Genomic DNA, 12,993 nt, shown 5'->3' with positions numbered 1-12,993 from the left:
TGGGTGCCATGAGCGATGACACCCTGGCCGTCCTGGCCGCACAGGAGGAGCGCCTGGTCTTCCGCCGGTTCGACAACGAGACCGCGCTGAAGCTGGGTGCCCACCTGCTCGCGGCGGCACGGGACCGCGCCCTCCCGGTGACGGTCTCCGTGCGCCGCGGCGGGCAGCGGCTGTTCCACGCGGCGTTGCCGGGCACCTCGGCCGACAACGACGCGTGGATCGACCGCAAGAGCCGCGTCGTCGACCGTTACGGGCACAGTTCGTTCCTCGTCGGTGAGCAGTTCCGCGCGAAGGGCACGACGTTCGAAGCCGATTCCCGGCTCGACCCGGATCTCTACGCCGCGCACGGCGGCGTGTTCCCGGTGATCGTCGAGGGCGTGGGCCCGGTCGGCACCGTCGGCGTCTCGGGATTGCCGCAGGCCGACGATCACGCGTTCGTCGTCGAGCAGCTGGAACTCTTCCTCGCCACGCGGTCCTGAGCGGACTCCGACCCGCCTCTGACCTGCCGAAAGAGAGCAAGGGACCTTTGCTACCACCTCCCGCTGGGGAGCGCGGCAGCAAAGGTCCCTCGCTCTCCGCACCCGCCCGCTCCGACCACTCGTCCCAAGTTTCAGGACGCCCGGTCCATTTGTCCGCAGTGCTACCGTAAGGCGTCACATCATATATCAGATAGGACATGCCAGTGATCTCCTCTTCCCGCTTCGGCGAGCGGAAGCGGCGGCTGTCCGGGGTCGTGGCCATCCCGGTGACCCCGTTCGACGCCGACGGCGCCGTGGATCCGGACGCCTACGCGAAACTGGTGGACCGGGTGATCGACGGCGGGGTCGGCGTCGTGACACCGAACGGGAACACCGGCGAGTTCTACGCGCTGGACGCGGCCGAGACCCGGCACTGCCTCGAACTGACGGTCAAGGCCGCGGCGGGCCGGGCGAGCGTGGTCGCCGGGGTCGGGCACGACGTCCGGACGGCGATCGGCGCGGCGCGGCACGCCCGTGAAGTGGGCGCCGATCTGATCATGATCCACCAGCCGGTGCATCCGTATGTCTCGGCGGAGGGCTGGGTCGAGTACCACCGCGCCATCGCGGCGGCGGTCCCGGAGCTGGGTGTCGTGCCGTACGTGCGCGACGCGCGGATCGACGGCGAGCGGCTGGCCAGGCTCGCCGACACCGCCGAGAACGTCATCGGGGTGAAGTACGCGGTGCCGGATCCGGTGCGGTTCGCCGCGGTGGCACGGGACGCGGGGATCGATCGCTTCACGTGGATCGCCGGGCTGGCGGAGCTGTCGGCACCGGGTTACTTCGCCGTCGGCGCGACCGGGTTCACGTCGGGTTTGGTGAACGTCGCGCCGTCGCTCTCGCTGGAGATGTTCCGCGCGCTGCGCGACGGCGACTTCCGCGGCGCGATGTCCTGCTGGGAACGCGTCCGGCCGTTCGAGGAGTTACGGGCCGCGGACGGCAACGCCAACAATGTGAGCGTGGTGAAGGAAGCGTTGGCACAGCAGGGTTTGTGCCGCGCCGACGTCCGGCCGCCGAGCCGCGCGCTGACCGGTGGGGAACGGGAGCAGGTCTCCGCGGCACTGGCCGGCTGGGGCCTTTTCTGACCGTGTCCGCGCCTACTGGGGCGGGCGCGGACACGGTGACAGGTCAGAGGTCGTGGCCATCGACGATCGCGGCGTGGCCCTGATGGGCGCCTCGGGGCGCGCTGTAGCGCGGCGGGCGGCTGCTCACCGGCGAGGCCGGTGGGACCATGAGCGCGAAGAACGATGTCTGGCCGGTGCTCCTGTCTCCGATCGATTCTCGCGACCGGACGGAATCGGGGGAAATTTCCCTCGATGTCTTCGACTGTACGCCAGATCGTGCCGCTTTGGTGAATTGCTTCCGCTCCGTCGCCGTGGAACACTGGAAGCAGGCCACGGAGCGACCGTGGCGTGTTGTGGTACCAGTGCCCTTTCTCGGCCGAACCAGACCCTTTCGGTGTTTGTGAACCCGTTGCTGGATTGTCCACTTTCACGAACCAGAACGGTGTGATCCCCCATGACCTCCACACAGACGAGGCAGGGCAGCGACTTCGCCGAACTGTCCAAATTGGTCAAAGACGCCGGCCTCCTCGACCGGCGGCGAAAGTACTACGCGGTGAAGATCTCCTTGAACCTGCTCGCTTTCGCGGGCGGCTGGGTCGCCTTCGCGCACCTCGGGGACTCTTGGTGGCAGCTGTTCCTCGCCGCGTTCTTCGCGATGATGTTCACACAGCTGTCCTTCATCGGCCACGACGCGGGACACAAGCAGATCTTCCGCGGCCGCAAGGCGAACGACGTAACCGGTTTCGTCCACGGTGGACTGACCGGGCTTAGCTACGGCTGGTGGATCGGCACGCACACCCGCCACCACGCCAACCCCAACCACGAAGACGAGGATCCGGACGTCAACCTCGCCGCACTCATCTTCACCAAGGCGCAGGGCACCGAACGGCGTGGTTTCCTGCGCTGGATGGCGAAATACCAGGCGTTCCTGTTCTTCCCGCTGCTGTTGCTGGAAGGCCTGAACCTGCACGCGTCGAGTGTGACGGCGATCTTCCAGCGCGGCTTCAAACGGCGGAAGCTCGAGTCGGCGCTGATGCTGGCCCACGTCGCCGCGTACCTGACCGCGGTGTTCGTGGTCCTCTCGCCCGGTGTCGGCTTCGTCTTCATCGCCGTGCACCAGTGCCTCTGGGGCGTGTACATGGGCTGCTCGTTCGCCCCGAACCACAAGGGCATGCCGACACTGTCGGCCGGACACAACCTCGACTTCCTGCGCAAGCAGGTGCTCACCTCGCGCAATGTGCGCGGCGGCCCGGTCGCGGACTTCGCGCTCGGCGGCCTCAACTACCAGATCGAGCACCACCTCTTCCCGAGCATGGCGCGGCCGAACCTGAAGCACGCGCAGGTGATCGTGCGCGAGTTCTGCGCGAAGCACGGCATCGACTACGCGCAGTGCGGCTGGGCGGCGTCGTACGGCTACGTGCTCCGGCATCTGCACGAAGTCGGGGCACCCCTCCGTGCTCAACCGGCGGGTGCGCGATGACCTCCGCTTGCTCCCCCGGCGACGTCGCCGAGCCCGCCGCCGACGACCGGTGCCCGAGCTGCCCGCATCCGTTGTCCGCGCACGACGCGATCGCCCGCCGGTTCTGCACCGCGACCGCGGCCGGCGGCTTCAGCCGCGGCTGCACCTGCGCCACGAAGCCCGAAACAACCGAATAGAGGATCGCCATGAACGCCGACACCGTCCCCGTCTCCCGGTACGAAATCCGGGTCGACACCGTGAAGAAGATCGTCAACGAACACACCGACCTCGACAACGAGGCGGCGTTCGCGCTGGCCGTGCACATGGTGCGGGCGCTCGACACCGTGCCGGAGCCCGTGCGCTAGACGGTGTCCTGTAAGTCTGTTCGATGGGCTTCGTGATCCAGGTGGTTTCTGGCGGTGCGGACGGATCGGCCTCGTACCGGGTCGTACTCGGCCGCGTCCGCCCGTGCCGTCAGGGACCGCCTGAGCGCGGAGACCGCGAACAGGACTTGCAGGGCACCGCCTAGGTGTGGCCGGGGTTACTCACGCGTTAACAAGGCGTCAGCGAGGCCTCGCGAAGCGTCAGGGAGACGTTGCCGGAACGGCCGGGCCGGGTCGATCGGAGTTGTGCTGACAAGGCACTGACCGATCGACGCGGAGGTAACCGTGACGCTCAGCGAGCTCCTGCCCAGCCTCGGTTGCGAGGCCGCCGACCACCTCGAACCCGGGGTCTGGCCGCGGAGCACCCGGCTCGGCCCCGGCGGCGAACTGCTGTTCGCCGGCGCGCCGGTGTCCCACCTCGCCGCGAGGTTCGGGACACCGGCGTACCTGCTCGACGAGGACGAAGTCCGCCAGAACGCCCGCGCGTACCGGAAGGCGCTGCCGGACGCAGAGGTGGCGTACGCGAGCAAGGCGCTGTGCACCCGCGCGGTCCTGCGCTGGGTCGCCGAAGAAGGGCTTTCCCTCGACACCTGCTCGGCGGGCGAGATCGCGGTGGCCCGGTCGGTCGGCTTCCCCGCCGAGCGGATCCTGCTGCACGGCAACGCGAAAACCCCCGAAGACCTCAAGGCGGCGCTGTCCTACGGCGTCCGCCGGATCGTGGTGGATTCGCTCGACGAGATCGAGCAGCTCGGCGCGCTGGCCACCGGCGCGCAGCAGGTGCTGATCCGCGTGACACCCGACGTCGCGGCGGGCACGCACGCGGCGATCACCACCGGCACCGAAGGACAGAAGTTCGGCTTCTCGTTGCGTGAGGGCGTCCGCGACAACCTCGGCCGGGCCGTCTCCGCGGTGCTCGCGCAACCCGGGCTGCGCCTGGCCGGGCTGCACTGCCACATCGGCTCGCAGGTGTCGCGGGTGGACTTCTACGAACTGGCCGCCCGCAAGATGATCGGGGTGCTCGTCGCACTCCGCGAGACGCACGGTGTCACCCTGCGCGAACTGGATCTCGGCGGCGGGCACGCCGTGCGTTATCTGCCCGGGGACACGGGTTTCGACATCGACGGCTATGTGCGCCGTCTGCGTGTCGCGCTCGCCTACGAATGCGCGTCGCACGGCTTCCCCCTGCCGAAACTGACGATCGAACCCGGTCGCGCCATCGTCGGACCGGCGGGTATCACGGTGTACCGGGTCTGCGCGGTGAAACGCGGCTCGCGCACTTTCGTCGCCGTCGACGGCGGGATGAGCGACAACGCGCGGCCCGCGCTCTACGGGGCGGCGTACACCGCTCGCCTGATCGGCAGGCGCAGCCGCGCGGCCAGGCGGCCGATGACGGTGGTCGGACGGCACTGCGAATCGGGTGACGTCCTCGCGGACGGGCTCTCGCTCCCCGACGACGTCCACCCCGGCGATCTGCTCGCCGTCCCGTGCACCGGGGCGTACCACCACTCGCTCGCGTCGAATTACAACCTCGTCGGCAGGCCGCCGGTGGTCGGGGTCTCCCGCGGTACGGCGACGCTGCTCGTCCGCCGTGAAACCGAGGAAGACCTGCTCAAACGCGACCTCGGCTGACGTGCCGTCCGAAATCCTCACCGCCCGGCCTGTCACGCGACAGAATCCTTTGCCCGAAGGGGCGGCGAAAGAGAATCACGACAAACAACTTAACGGCGGTAGCATTCTGGACACTTATCGATACGCTGCGCGACAAGAATCGCATGCCGAAACAAAGGGAGGGACGGCATGGGTGACGAACCACGCGCGCAGATGGAGCAGCGCACGCCAAGAGGTCTGGACAATACCGATCGCACTCTGATCGCACTGCTGCAAGTCGACGGGCGGGCCTCGTTCACGGCCTTGGCCAAGGCCGTCGGGCTGTCGGAGGGCGCCGTGCGGCAGCGGGTACAGCGGCTGCTGCGGGACGAGACGATGCAGATCGTCGCGGTCACGGATCCGGCGAACGTCGGGCTCGGCCGTCAGGCGATGGTCGGGATCAAGGTCCAAGGCGATCCGCGGGCGGTCTCCGACCAGCTCTCCGGAATGCCGGACATCCACTACGTCGTCCTCACCGCGGGAGGTTACGACCTGCTCGCCGAGGTCGCCTGCCGGGACGACGAACACCTCTTGAGTGTGCTGAACGACGACATCCGGCCCATCCCGGGTGTCGTCAGCACGGAGACACTGGTCTACCTGAAACTCGCGAAACAGACCTACGCCTGGGGCAACCTCACGCGGTAGACCTTGTCCGGTCGTGAGTGTTTTGGGTCGCCGGAACGCCCCAAAACACTCACGACACTTCGAAACCCGCTAGACGCAGTGCAGGAACGCGTCGGGAGTCCGCCGCCTGGAATCAAGACCGCGGAGGACTTTCGGCAGCGTCCCGCTGTACAGGACCCCGAGCCGCTGCGTCGCCCGCGTCAGCGCGACGTACAGTTCCGCCTCACCGCTCGGGCCTTCGGCGAGGATCCGCTCCGGCTCGACCACCAGGACGGCGTCGTACTCCAGCCCTTTGGTCGCGGAGGGCGCGATCGCACCGGGCACTCCCGGCGGCCCGATGACGACCGACGTCCCCTCGCGACCCGATTCCACGCGGGTGAACTCGGCGACGGCGTCTTCGATGTCCATTTCGGACAGCCGACGCGCCCACGGCCGAACACCGCACGAACGCACCGAGTCCGGGGGAACGGCGCCTCCCGCGAAACTCGCCAGCAGTGAAGCCGCCACCGCCATGATCTCCGAGGGCGTCCGGTAGTTGACGGTCAGCTTCCGGTACACCCAGCGATCGGCGACGTACCGGGAGAGCATCGAGTCCCACGACCGCGCGCCCGACGGCGACCGCCGTTGCGCGAGATCGCCGACGACGGTGAACGAACGGCTGGGACAACGCCGCATCAGCACCCGCCAGTCCATTTCGGACAGTTCCTGTGCTTCGTCGACCACGACGTGGCCGTAGGTCCATTCCCGGTCGGCGGCGGCGCGTTCGGCCAGCTCTCGCTCGTCTCGTTCGGCGAACCGGTCCGCCAGCTCCTCCGCCATCAGCACGTCCGTCGGCCGGAGCGCGAACTCGTAGTCGTCGTGGTCCTCTTCCACCTCGACGATTTCCAGCACCCGCTCGGCGTATTCCTTCCGCGCCAGACGCTGCCGTTCCGCCGCCCGGCGTTCGGCGGTGCGGTCGACGCCGAGGAGTTCGACGGCTTCGTCAAGCAACGGCACGTCGGACACCGTCCACGCGTCCGCGTCCTCGCGGAACAGCGCCAGGCCGGCCCCGGCCGCCCGCAACCGCTCCGGTGAGGCGTAGAGGTCGGCGAGCAGCCGCTGCGGCGTCAGTGACGGCCAGAGTCGATCGAGCACCGCGCGGAGCCCCTCGCTGGCCTCCAGGTCGCGCCGGGCGTTCCGCAGCAGCTCCGGACGCGTGTGCTCGTCGTCGGACGGCAACCAGCCCGCGCCGAGCCGGTCGACCGCGCGCGTGGCGAGCGCGGCGATCACCTCCCGTTCGAAGACGGCCTTCGCCTCGTTGTGCAGCAGGCCGCTTTCCCTGGCGACCTCGCGCGCGGCGGCCGCGACCTCGGCGTCCAGCGGCACGGTGACGTCGTCGAGTTCGATGGACTCCGCCTCGACGGGGAGTTCCTGCCGGTCCGCCACCGCCGCCGCGAGCACGTCCAGGATCGCCAGTGAGCCCTTGAGCCGCTGCACCGGCGGCGGATCCTCGCGTTCGGTGCGCAGGCCGGCGACGAGGTCACCGGGCGTCGCGAAGACGGCGCTGGTCTCGCCGAGCGACGGCAGGACATGGCCGATGTGGTCGAGGAAACCGCTGCTGGGCCCGACCACGAGCACGCCGCGCCGTTCCATGCGCTCCCGTTTCGTGTACAGCAGGTACGCCACCCGATGCAGCGCCACCGCCGTCTTCCCCGTGCCCGGACCGCCTTCCACGACGACGACACCCGCGTGCTCCAGCCGGATGATCTCGTCCTGCTCGGCCTGGATCGTCGCGACGATGTCCCGCATCCCTTCGCCGCGCGGCGCGTTGACCGCGGCCAGCAGTGCGGCGTCGCCGCGTTCCCCCGTCGATTCCGGACGGCCGAAGACCTCGTCGGTGAAGTCGAGGACGTCACGGCCGAGGGTGCGGAATTGACGGCGCCGAGCCATTCCTTCCGGGGACGCCCCCGTCGCGCAGTAAAACGCGCGGGACGCCGGCGCCCGCCAATCGAGCACCAAGGGTTCGTAGTCGTTCTCTTCGTCGAAAAGACCGATCCGGCCGACGTACGAACGTTCTCCCGAAAGGGCGTCCAACCGGCCGAAACAAAGACCCTCGTCGGCGATCTTCAGCCTGGCCATCTCGCGCGCCTTGGCGCCGGCCGAGACCTCACGGTCGGAAAGCGCGAAGCCTTCTCCCCGCAGCGCAGCGGCATACGCCTCCTTCACCCGCGCGCGTTCGGCGTCCAGCCGCCGGTAGAGCGACGCGACGTACTGCCGTTCGGATCGCAATTCCTCGTCGTACCCCTGATTTGACAAGTTCCCCTCACAGCGGTTAGACTGGCAACACATTCGGCGCGTCGATCGGTAATTCTGATTCGGGCGCCGATTTTTTATTGTCCACCGCTTGTCAAGAGGGACCCGGTATTCCCCGGGAAACGATCGTGCGCGATAATGGGGACGAACATCCGCCATTACCGCGCACGATCCGCTCAGCCGAGCATGAACTCGCGGGGGTCCAGCGCCCGCCCGACCACCCGGACGTCGCCGAGCCAGCCGTGGAACGCCTGCTCGACGATCGAGTCGTAGGCGTAGGCGCCGATCAGCCACGAGCCACCGGGGTTCGCGATCCCCGCGGCCGGCGTCTTCGGGTTCCGCAGCACCGGGCAGCCGTCGACGTAGAGCGTCGTCCGCCTGCCGTCGTTGACCGCCGCGACGTGGATCCACTCCTCCAGCGTCAGTTCGTGCCCCCAGCAGGTCGAGATCCCGTTCTGGTTCACCGGGAACACCGCCCACTGGAACGCCGCACCGTCCGAAAGGGACAGTGTGGCCGAAGGCTCGCCGGGATCGTCGCCGGTCTTGCCTGCCTTACCGCCGGCGCCCTGCCTGCCGAAGATCGCGGCCCAGGCGTGCTTCCCGTCCTTGAAATCCGCGGGCAGCTTGACGAACGCCTCGACGGTGTAGCCGCGCGCGAACGTCTCCGCGTTCATCGGCGCGGAGTCCGCCGTGCGCAGATACCCGCCGCGAGCCGGTTTCTTGCCGCCCTCGAACCGCAGGCTCGACCTCGACGGCTGCCGTCCGGAGAACTCGCCGGAGAATCGCAACGCCTCGGGCGCGCTGTCGGGCAGGGTCACCCGGACCAGGTCGTTGCCCCGGCCCGAAAGGTCACGAATACCGTCTACGGGCGCGCCGTCCCGGCCTTCGAACCGCCAATAGGCCACGGTCCCGCGGATCAGTTGCCGTTCGGCCGGCCGCGCGGGCGGCACCGGAACCGGCGCGAACCCGGCGAACCTCGTCTCGAAGTCGATCTCCAGGCTGAAGTAGTCCGCCGGACCGGTGCGTTCGATCTCCCGCCGTTGCAGCTCGTTCAGCCGCGGCGCCTGGTCCGCCAGCCACGGCGAGACGGTGCGGACGTCGATCACGTTCCGCGCCAGGTCGAACCGGTAGAGCCGGATCATCGCGCTGCCGCCGTAGTAGCGGTCCTGGTAGTTCGTGATGTGCAGATGGACGTCGTGGCCCGCGTGGTTCCGCCTGACCGCGCGTCCCGGCGGCCAGAAGTGCCCGTTGAGTGTCAGGAAGATCTGGTCGTTCCCGGCGATCAGCTCGTCCCACACCTTCTGCCCGAACTCCGAGAACCGCGCCTGTCCGGCCTCGTCGGCCCATACCAATTCATGGATGGTCAGGATGGCCGGGAGCCGCGGATTCCGCGCGAGCACCGAGCGTGCCCATTCCAGCCCGCCCGCCGACGGCCGCCAGTCGAGCGCGAGCAGCAGCCACTCACGTCCGCCCGCACGGAAGACGTGGTGGCTGTTGTAGCCGTCCGGGCTCGCGCCGCGGAAGGTCCGCGAACCCCGCTGCCGGTGCGGCCCGAACGCGTCCAGGTACGGCGTGCGGCCGCGCTGGTCGTCGGTGGAGGACTTGATGTCGTGGTTGCCCGCCAGCGTGCTGTACGGGAAGCGGCGCCGGTCCAGGTGCTGGAACGAGCGGCTGATCTGCTCGAACTCGCCGGGCCGCCCGTTCTCGGTGAGGTCGCCGAGATGCGCCAGGAAGACGATGTTCTCGTCGCCGCCGGTGACGTACCGCAGGGTGGCGTCCAACGGCGCGGGGTCACCGCGGTCGGCGTCGAAGAGGTACTGGGTGTCGGGCAGCACCGCGAGGGTGAAGCGGCCGTCTTCGAAGTCCGGGCCGTGATGGCCGAAGGTCGCCGAAGCCGCGGGAGCACCTAGCGCGGGTAACGCGGAGACCGCCGCGCCGGCGCCGAGCAGGCCCGCGCCGCGCAGGAAGGTCCGTCTGGATGAGTCGTTCACGGCCGCAACCTACGGTCGCGGAGGCAACGCGTCCGCCAACCGCGGATGAACACTTGCCCCGCTCGGTAGCTTCGTCCCATGGGGAACGTCAAACGCTGGCCCGTGCTCGCCGGGGTCGGTGTGGTGGTGGCCGCGGCAGGCTGGTGGATCGTGGACGAGATGCCGTCGGTGGACGACGCCGTCGCGAGGGAGGCGCTGCCCGGAATCGACGAGCATCTGCGCGCGTTCGCCGGTTCCCGGGACGCGGGAATCCGCTGGGTGTGCACGCAGAAGGTGATCGAGACCAGGCCGGACGGCGACCTCGTCAAGATCGGCCTGGTAGCGAGCTGCGACGAGGTCGCGAAAGAGGGCGACGGTCTCGTCACGCACGGCGGATTCCGGCGGCAGCCGATGGTCTACCGCGTGGAGCGGACGCCCGGCGGATACCGCGTGCTCGACCGACGGGTCGCGAAGGACGGGGCGGGCTACTCGCCTTCGGTCAAGGAGATGTTCTCGTGGGTCGGCGCCCGCCGGGTGCTCGGCGGCGCGAGCCCGGACGACCCGAAGTCCGTGTCCGCCGCCGCGTTCGGCCTGCCCGAAAGCACCCCGGTGCGCACGGGCCGGTGATCAGTCGCCGTTGCGGTCGATCTTCTTCGGCACCACGAACCACATGACGACGAACAGCACCACCGTCACCACTCCGAGGATCGTCATCGCGATCGGGCCGAAGACGACCTTGGCGATGAGCGCGACGGTCGTCGTGATGGCGGCCGCGAGACAGCCGAGCCCGACCAGGACGGAACGGTTGCCGACGGTGAGGATCCGCTCACGGTTCCCGGTGCGGAACAGCAGCCGGTGCCACGCGGCGGGCGCCGTCAGCAGCACCGTCGAACAGACCGTGAGCAGGACCGCCGTCAGGTGGACGGATTTCTCGAACCCGCTCGCACCGTGGAACTCGTCGGTGAACACCACCGTGAGCAGGAAACCGAAGAGGATCTGGACACCGGCCTGCGCGACCCGCAGCTCCTGCAGGAGCTCACTGACGTTGCGGGTCAGGCGTTCGTTCTTCGTCTCGCCGGTGTGCTCGACCATTCAGCGGCTCCAGGACCATCGGTTGACGTCTGACCTTTTCGTGCCAGCCGAGCGACGTCACTGACACGACCACAACGGCGAGGCCCAGCCACTGAGTACCCGACAAATCGGCGTTCAAGCACAATACGCCGATGACCGCGGCCGTGACGGGGAACGCCAGCTCGGCCAGCGTCGCCCTGGCCGCGGGCGTCGACCGCAGGCCCACGTAATACAGGCTCAGCGCCAGCAGGCCGGGGACCAGCGCGAGCAGAGCGAGTCCGAGCGCGTTGTCCCAGCCGACCGCGAACTGACCGCCCTGGTACGCCACGATCCCCGCCGCGACCGGGAGCCCGACCGTGAAGCGCAGCGTGGTGACCTCCTTCGGCGCCAGTTCGGTGGAGAGCAGTCGTCCGAGCACCGTGCCCGCCGCCCACAACGCGGCCGCGCCGATCGCCAGCAGCGCCGCCTTCGCCGCGGCGACCTGGATGTTCAGCGGATCCTTGAAGGCCAGCAGCCAGGCACCGAGCAGCGCCGGGATCGCGAACAAGGCGTACCCCGGACGGACCCGCTCACGGAGCACGAAATACGCCGCCAGCACGGCGAACACCGGCTGGAGCTTCTGCAGCACCAACGGCGTCACGGGGTCGCCCAGTTTGAAGGCCGCGGTGAACATCGCCGTCGCGAGCGCGGAAGACCCGCCGCCGATGGCGAGCACGGCCAGCCATTCCCGCGGGCCGGTCCGGCGCAGCGCCCGGACGGCGCCGGGAATGAAGGGGCTCAGCACGAGCACCACCAGCAAGTGCTCCCAGAAGACGACCGTGGCCGCCGGAAGCGCCTCGGCGAGCGGGAGGCGCAAAAGCCCGTCGGTACCCCAAAGAGCGGCGGCGACCGCGACCAGCCAGGTGCGATCCGGAGGATTTGTACTCACTTACCCTGCCCATAGTTCGAGAATGATCGCCCGACCGAGTGACCACTCTGGCGTGTCCGATTCATGCGGACTAGGCAAGGGGCATGCGCCCCGTCCCCGCACTCTCGCTTGTCCTGTCCGCGGCCGCACTGGCCCTGACCGCCGGCGCCGGACCGGCCACCGCCGTCCCCGGCTCCCGCGTCCACGTGATCACCGCCAAGAGCGGTCTCACGAGCTACAAACCCGAACTGGTGCCGCCCGGCGCCCGCGCGCACGTCTTCGGGTTGACGTCCAAGCATCTCGGCACCTCGACCGCGATCCTCGTGACCGGCCTGCTGCCGAACCGTGAATACGGTGCCCACGCCCACACGAAGCCGTGCGGCGCCACCGGCGACCTCGCCGGACCGCACTACCAGAACGTCGAAGACCCGGTGAAGCCGTCGGTGGACCCGGCCTACGCCAACCCCCGCAACGAGATCTGGCTCGACCTCACCACCGACGCCACCGGCCGCGGCGCCGCCGTGTCCAAAGTGGACTGGACGTTCACCGACCGGCGCGCGAACTCCATCGTGATCCACGAAACGCATACGCACACCCACCCGGGCCACGCCGGGACCGCGGGGGCCCGGCTGGCCTGCGTGACCGTCGGCTTCTAGAACCCCCAGGTCCGTTCGGGCCGGATCCTGATCCGGACGTGGTACTCCCGGTCGAATTTCGGGACGTCGTAGTCGATCGCCGGATAGTGCTTCTCGTACTTTTCGAGGAAGCCCGGCTGCTCCGACGCGAGACCGTCCGGCAGGATCTCGGCCTTGCCGCCGATCACCAGGATCGAGCCCCCGTGCTCGTCGCTGTTGAAGTGGAGGCTCACCTCGGGGTTGGCCTCGATGTGCCGGGTCTTCGCCGTGTCCGGCTGGCTGAAGACGATGAAGTCGTCACCGTCGAGCACGAACCACACCGGGCGGGGCGAAGGGCGTCCCTTCGGGCTGATCGTGGTCAGCCAGGCGACGTTCTCCTTCGCCCGCTCGGCGAGCCGTGGGTCGGGTCGGTAGCTCATGAACCGA

The 12,993-nt window shown here is 69.0% G+C and carries 14 protein-coding genes; 9 read left to right on the top strand and 5 right to left on the bottom strand.

Features of this window, described 5'->3' with window-relative positions; translation table 11 throughout:
- The first annotated feature begins 8 nt into the window (after positions 1-8).
- From AC069I_RS08220 to AC069I_RS08190, 7 genes are all read left to right on the top strand, one after another.
- Positions 9-479 carry a heme-degrading domain-containing protein gene (locus AC069I_RS08220; RefSeq protein WP_478265062.1) on the top strand — a complete coding sequence of 157 codons (471 nt, stop codon included), beginning with the start codon at positions 9-11 and terminating at the stop codon, positions 477-479.
- Between the two features lie 197 nt (positions 480-676).
- Complete coding sequence (locus tag AC069I_RS08215; protein ID WP_478265061.1) at positions 677-1,600, top strand: dihydrodipicolinate synthase family protein; 924 nt, start codon at positions 677-679, stop codon at positions 1,598-1,600.
- 433 nt (positions 1,601-2,033) lie between these two features.
- A complete protein-coding gene (locus AC069I_RS08210) occupies positions 2,034-3,059 on the top strand; it encodes a fatty acid desaturase family protein (protein ID WP_478224277.1) in 1,026 nt (341 codons plus the stop codon).
- Positions 3,056-3,235, top strand: coding sequence for an RGCVC family protein (locus tag AC069I_RS08205; RefSeq protein WP_478224276.1), 180 nt, complete (start codon positions 3,056-3,058; stop codon positions 3,233-3,235). Before AC069I_RS08210 ends, AC069I_RS08205 begins: the two co-directional genes overlap by 4 nt.
- 9 nt (positions 3,236-3,244) lie before the next feature.
- Complete coding sequence (locus tag AC069I_RS08200; RefSeq protein ID WP_167551730.1) at positions 3,245-3,403, top strand: DUF6307 family protein; 159 nt, start codon at positions 3,245-3,247, stop codon at positions 3,401-3,403.
- Positions 3,404-3,706: 303 nt separating this feature from the next.
- On the top strand, positions 3,707-5,050 hold the full coding sequence (gene lysA / locus AC069I_RS08195) for a diaminopimelate decarboxylase (RefSeq protein ID WP_478224275.1): 1,344 nt from the start codon (positions 3,707-3,709) through the stop codon (positions 5,048-5,050).
- Positions 5,051-5,218: 168 nt separating this feature from the next.
- The gene (locus AC069I_RS08190; RefSeq protein WP_016337981.1) at positions 5,219-5,713 is read left to right on the top strand and encodes an Lrp/AsnC family transcriptional regulator; all 495 of its coding nucleotides are present in this window, start codon (positions 5,219-5,221) and stop codon (positions 5,711-5,713) included.
- A gap of 69 nt (positions 5,714-5,782) precedes the next feature.
- On the opposite strand, the gene helR is transcribed toward AC069I_RS08190, so the two are convergent.
- On the bottom strand, positions 5,783-7,987 hold the full coding sequence (helR, locus tag AC069I_RS08185) for an RNA polymerase recycling motor ATPase HelR (RefSeq protein ID WP_478224274.1): 2,205 nt from the start codon (positions 7,985-7,987) through the stop codon (positions 5,783-5,785).
- Between the two features lie 173 nt (positions 7,988-8,160).
- Positions 8,161-9,975, bottom strand: a complete 1,815-nt coding sequence (locus AC069I_RS08180) for a LamG-like jellyroll fold domain-containing protein (RefSeq protein ID WP_478224273.1) — start codon at positions 9,973-9,975, stop codon at positions 8,161-8,163.
- 78 nt (positions 9,976-10,053) lie between these two features.
- On the opposite strand from AC069I_RS08180, the gene AC069I_RS08175 reads away from it, so the two are divergent.
- Positions 10,054-10,581, top strand: a complete 528-nt coding sequence (locus tag AC069I_RS08175; RefSeq protein WP_478224272.1) for a hypothetical protein — start codon at positions 10,054-10,056, stop codon at positions 10,579-10,581.
- Here AC069I_RS08175 and AC069I_RS08170 read toward each other — a convergent pair whose 3' ends face one another.
- The gene (locus AC069I_RS08170) at positions 10,582-11,046 is read right to left on the bottom strand and encodes a DUF6328 family protein (RefSeq protein ID WP_478224271.1); all 465 of its coding nucleotides are present in this window, start codon (positions 11,044-11,046) and stop codon (positions 10,582-10,584) included.
- Entirely contained in the window at positions 10,991-11,953 is a 963-nt protein-coding gene (locus AC069I_RS08165) for a DMT family transporter (RefSeq protein ID WP_478224270.1), read from the bottom strand. The genes AC069I_RS08170 and AC069I_RS08165 overlap by 56 nt, the downstream gene beginning before the upstream one ends.
- Positions 11,954-12,036: 83 nt before the next feature.
- Between AC069I_RS08165 and AC069I_RS08160 the strand changes: the two genes are divergently transcribed.
- Positions 12,037-12,588, top strand: coding sequence for a superoxide dismutase (locus AC069I_RS08160; protein ID WP_478224269.1), 552 nt, complete (start codon positions 12,037-12,039; stop codon positions 12,586-12,588).
- Here the strand turns inward: AC069I_RS08160 and AC069I_RS08155 are convergent.
- Positions 12,585-12,986 carry a TIGR03667 family PPOX class F420-dependent oxidoreductase gene (locus tag AC069I_RS08155; RefSeq protein ID WP_478224268.1) on the bottom strand — a complete coding sequence of 134 codons (402 nt, stop codon included), beginning with the start codon at positions 12,984-12,986 and terminating at the stop codon, positions 12,585-12,587. The genes AC069I_RS08160 and AC069I_RS08155 overlap by 4 nt on opposite strands.
- Between the last annotated feature and the right edge of the window lie 7 nt (positions 12,987-12,993).

It is taken from the genome of Amycolatopsis sp. NPDC043885 (assembly GCF_056435685.1).
This window is presented reverse-complemented; position numbering and strand designations above follow the sequence as displayed.

Excerpts from the sequence above, each read along its gene's own strand:
- AC069I_RS08220 (WP_478265062.1), top strand. The coding sequence starts at position 9 with ATGAGCGATGACACCCTGGCCGTCCTGGCCGCACAGGAGGAGCGCCTG.
- AC069I_RS08215 (WP_478265061.1), top strand. The coding sequence starts at position 677 with ATGCCAGTGATCTCCTCTTCCCGCTTCGGCGAGCGGAAGCGGCGGCTG.
- AC069I_RS08210 (WP_478224277.1), top strand. The coding sequence starts at position 2,034 with ATGACCTCCACACAGACGAGGCAGGGCAGCGACTTCGCCGAACTGTCC.
- AC069I_RS08205 (WP_478224276.1), top strand. The coding sequence starts at position 3,056 with ATGACCTCCGCTTGCTCCCCCGGCGACGTCGCCGAGCCCGCCGCCGAC.
- AC069I_RS08200 (WP_167551730.1), top strand. The coding sequence starts at position 3,245 with ATGAACGCCGACACCGTCCCCGTCTCCCGGTACGAAATCCGGGTCGAC.
- AC069I_RS08190 (WP_016337981.1), top strand. The coding sequence starts at position 5,219 with ATGGGTGACGAACCACGCGCGCAGATGGAGCAGCGCACGCCAAGAGGT.
- AC069I_RS08175 (WP_478224272.1), top strand. The coding sequence starts at position 10,054 with ATGGGGAACGTCAAACGCTGGCCCGTGCTCGCCGGGGTCGGTGTGGTG.
- AC069I_RS08170 (WP_478224271.1), bottom strand. The coding sequence starts at position 11,046 with ATGGTCGAGCACACCGGCGAGACGAAGAACGAACGCCTGACCCGCAAC.
- AC069I_RS08160 (WP_478224269.1), top strand. The coding sequence starts at position 12,037 with ATGCGCCCCGTCCCCGCACTCTCGCTTGTCCTGTCCGCGGCCGCACTG.
- AC069I_RS08155 (WP_478224268.1), bottom strand. The coding sequence starts at position 12,986 with ATGAGCTACCGACCCGACCCACGGCTCGCCGAGCGGGCGAAGGAGAAC.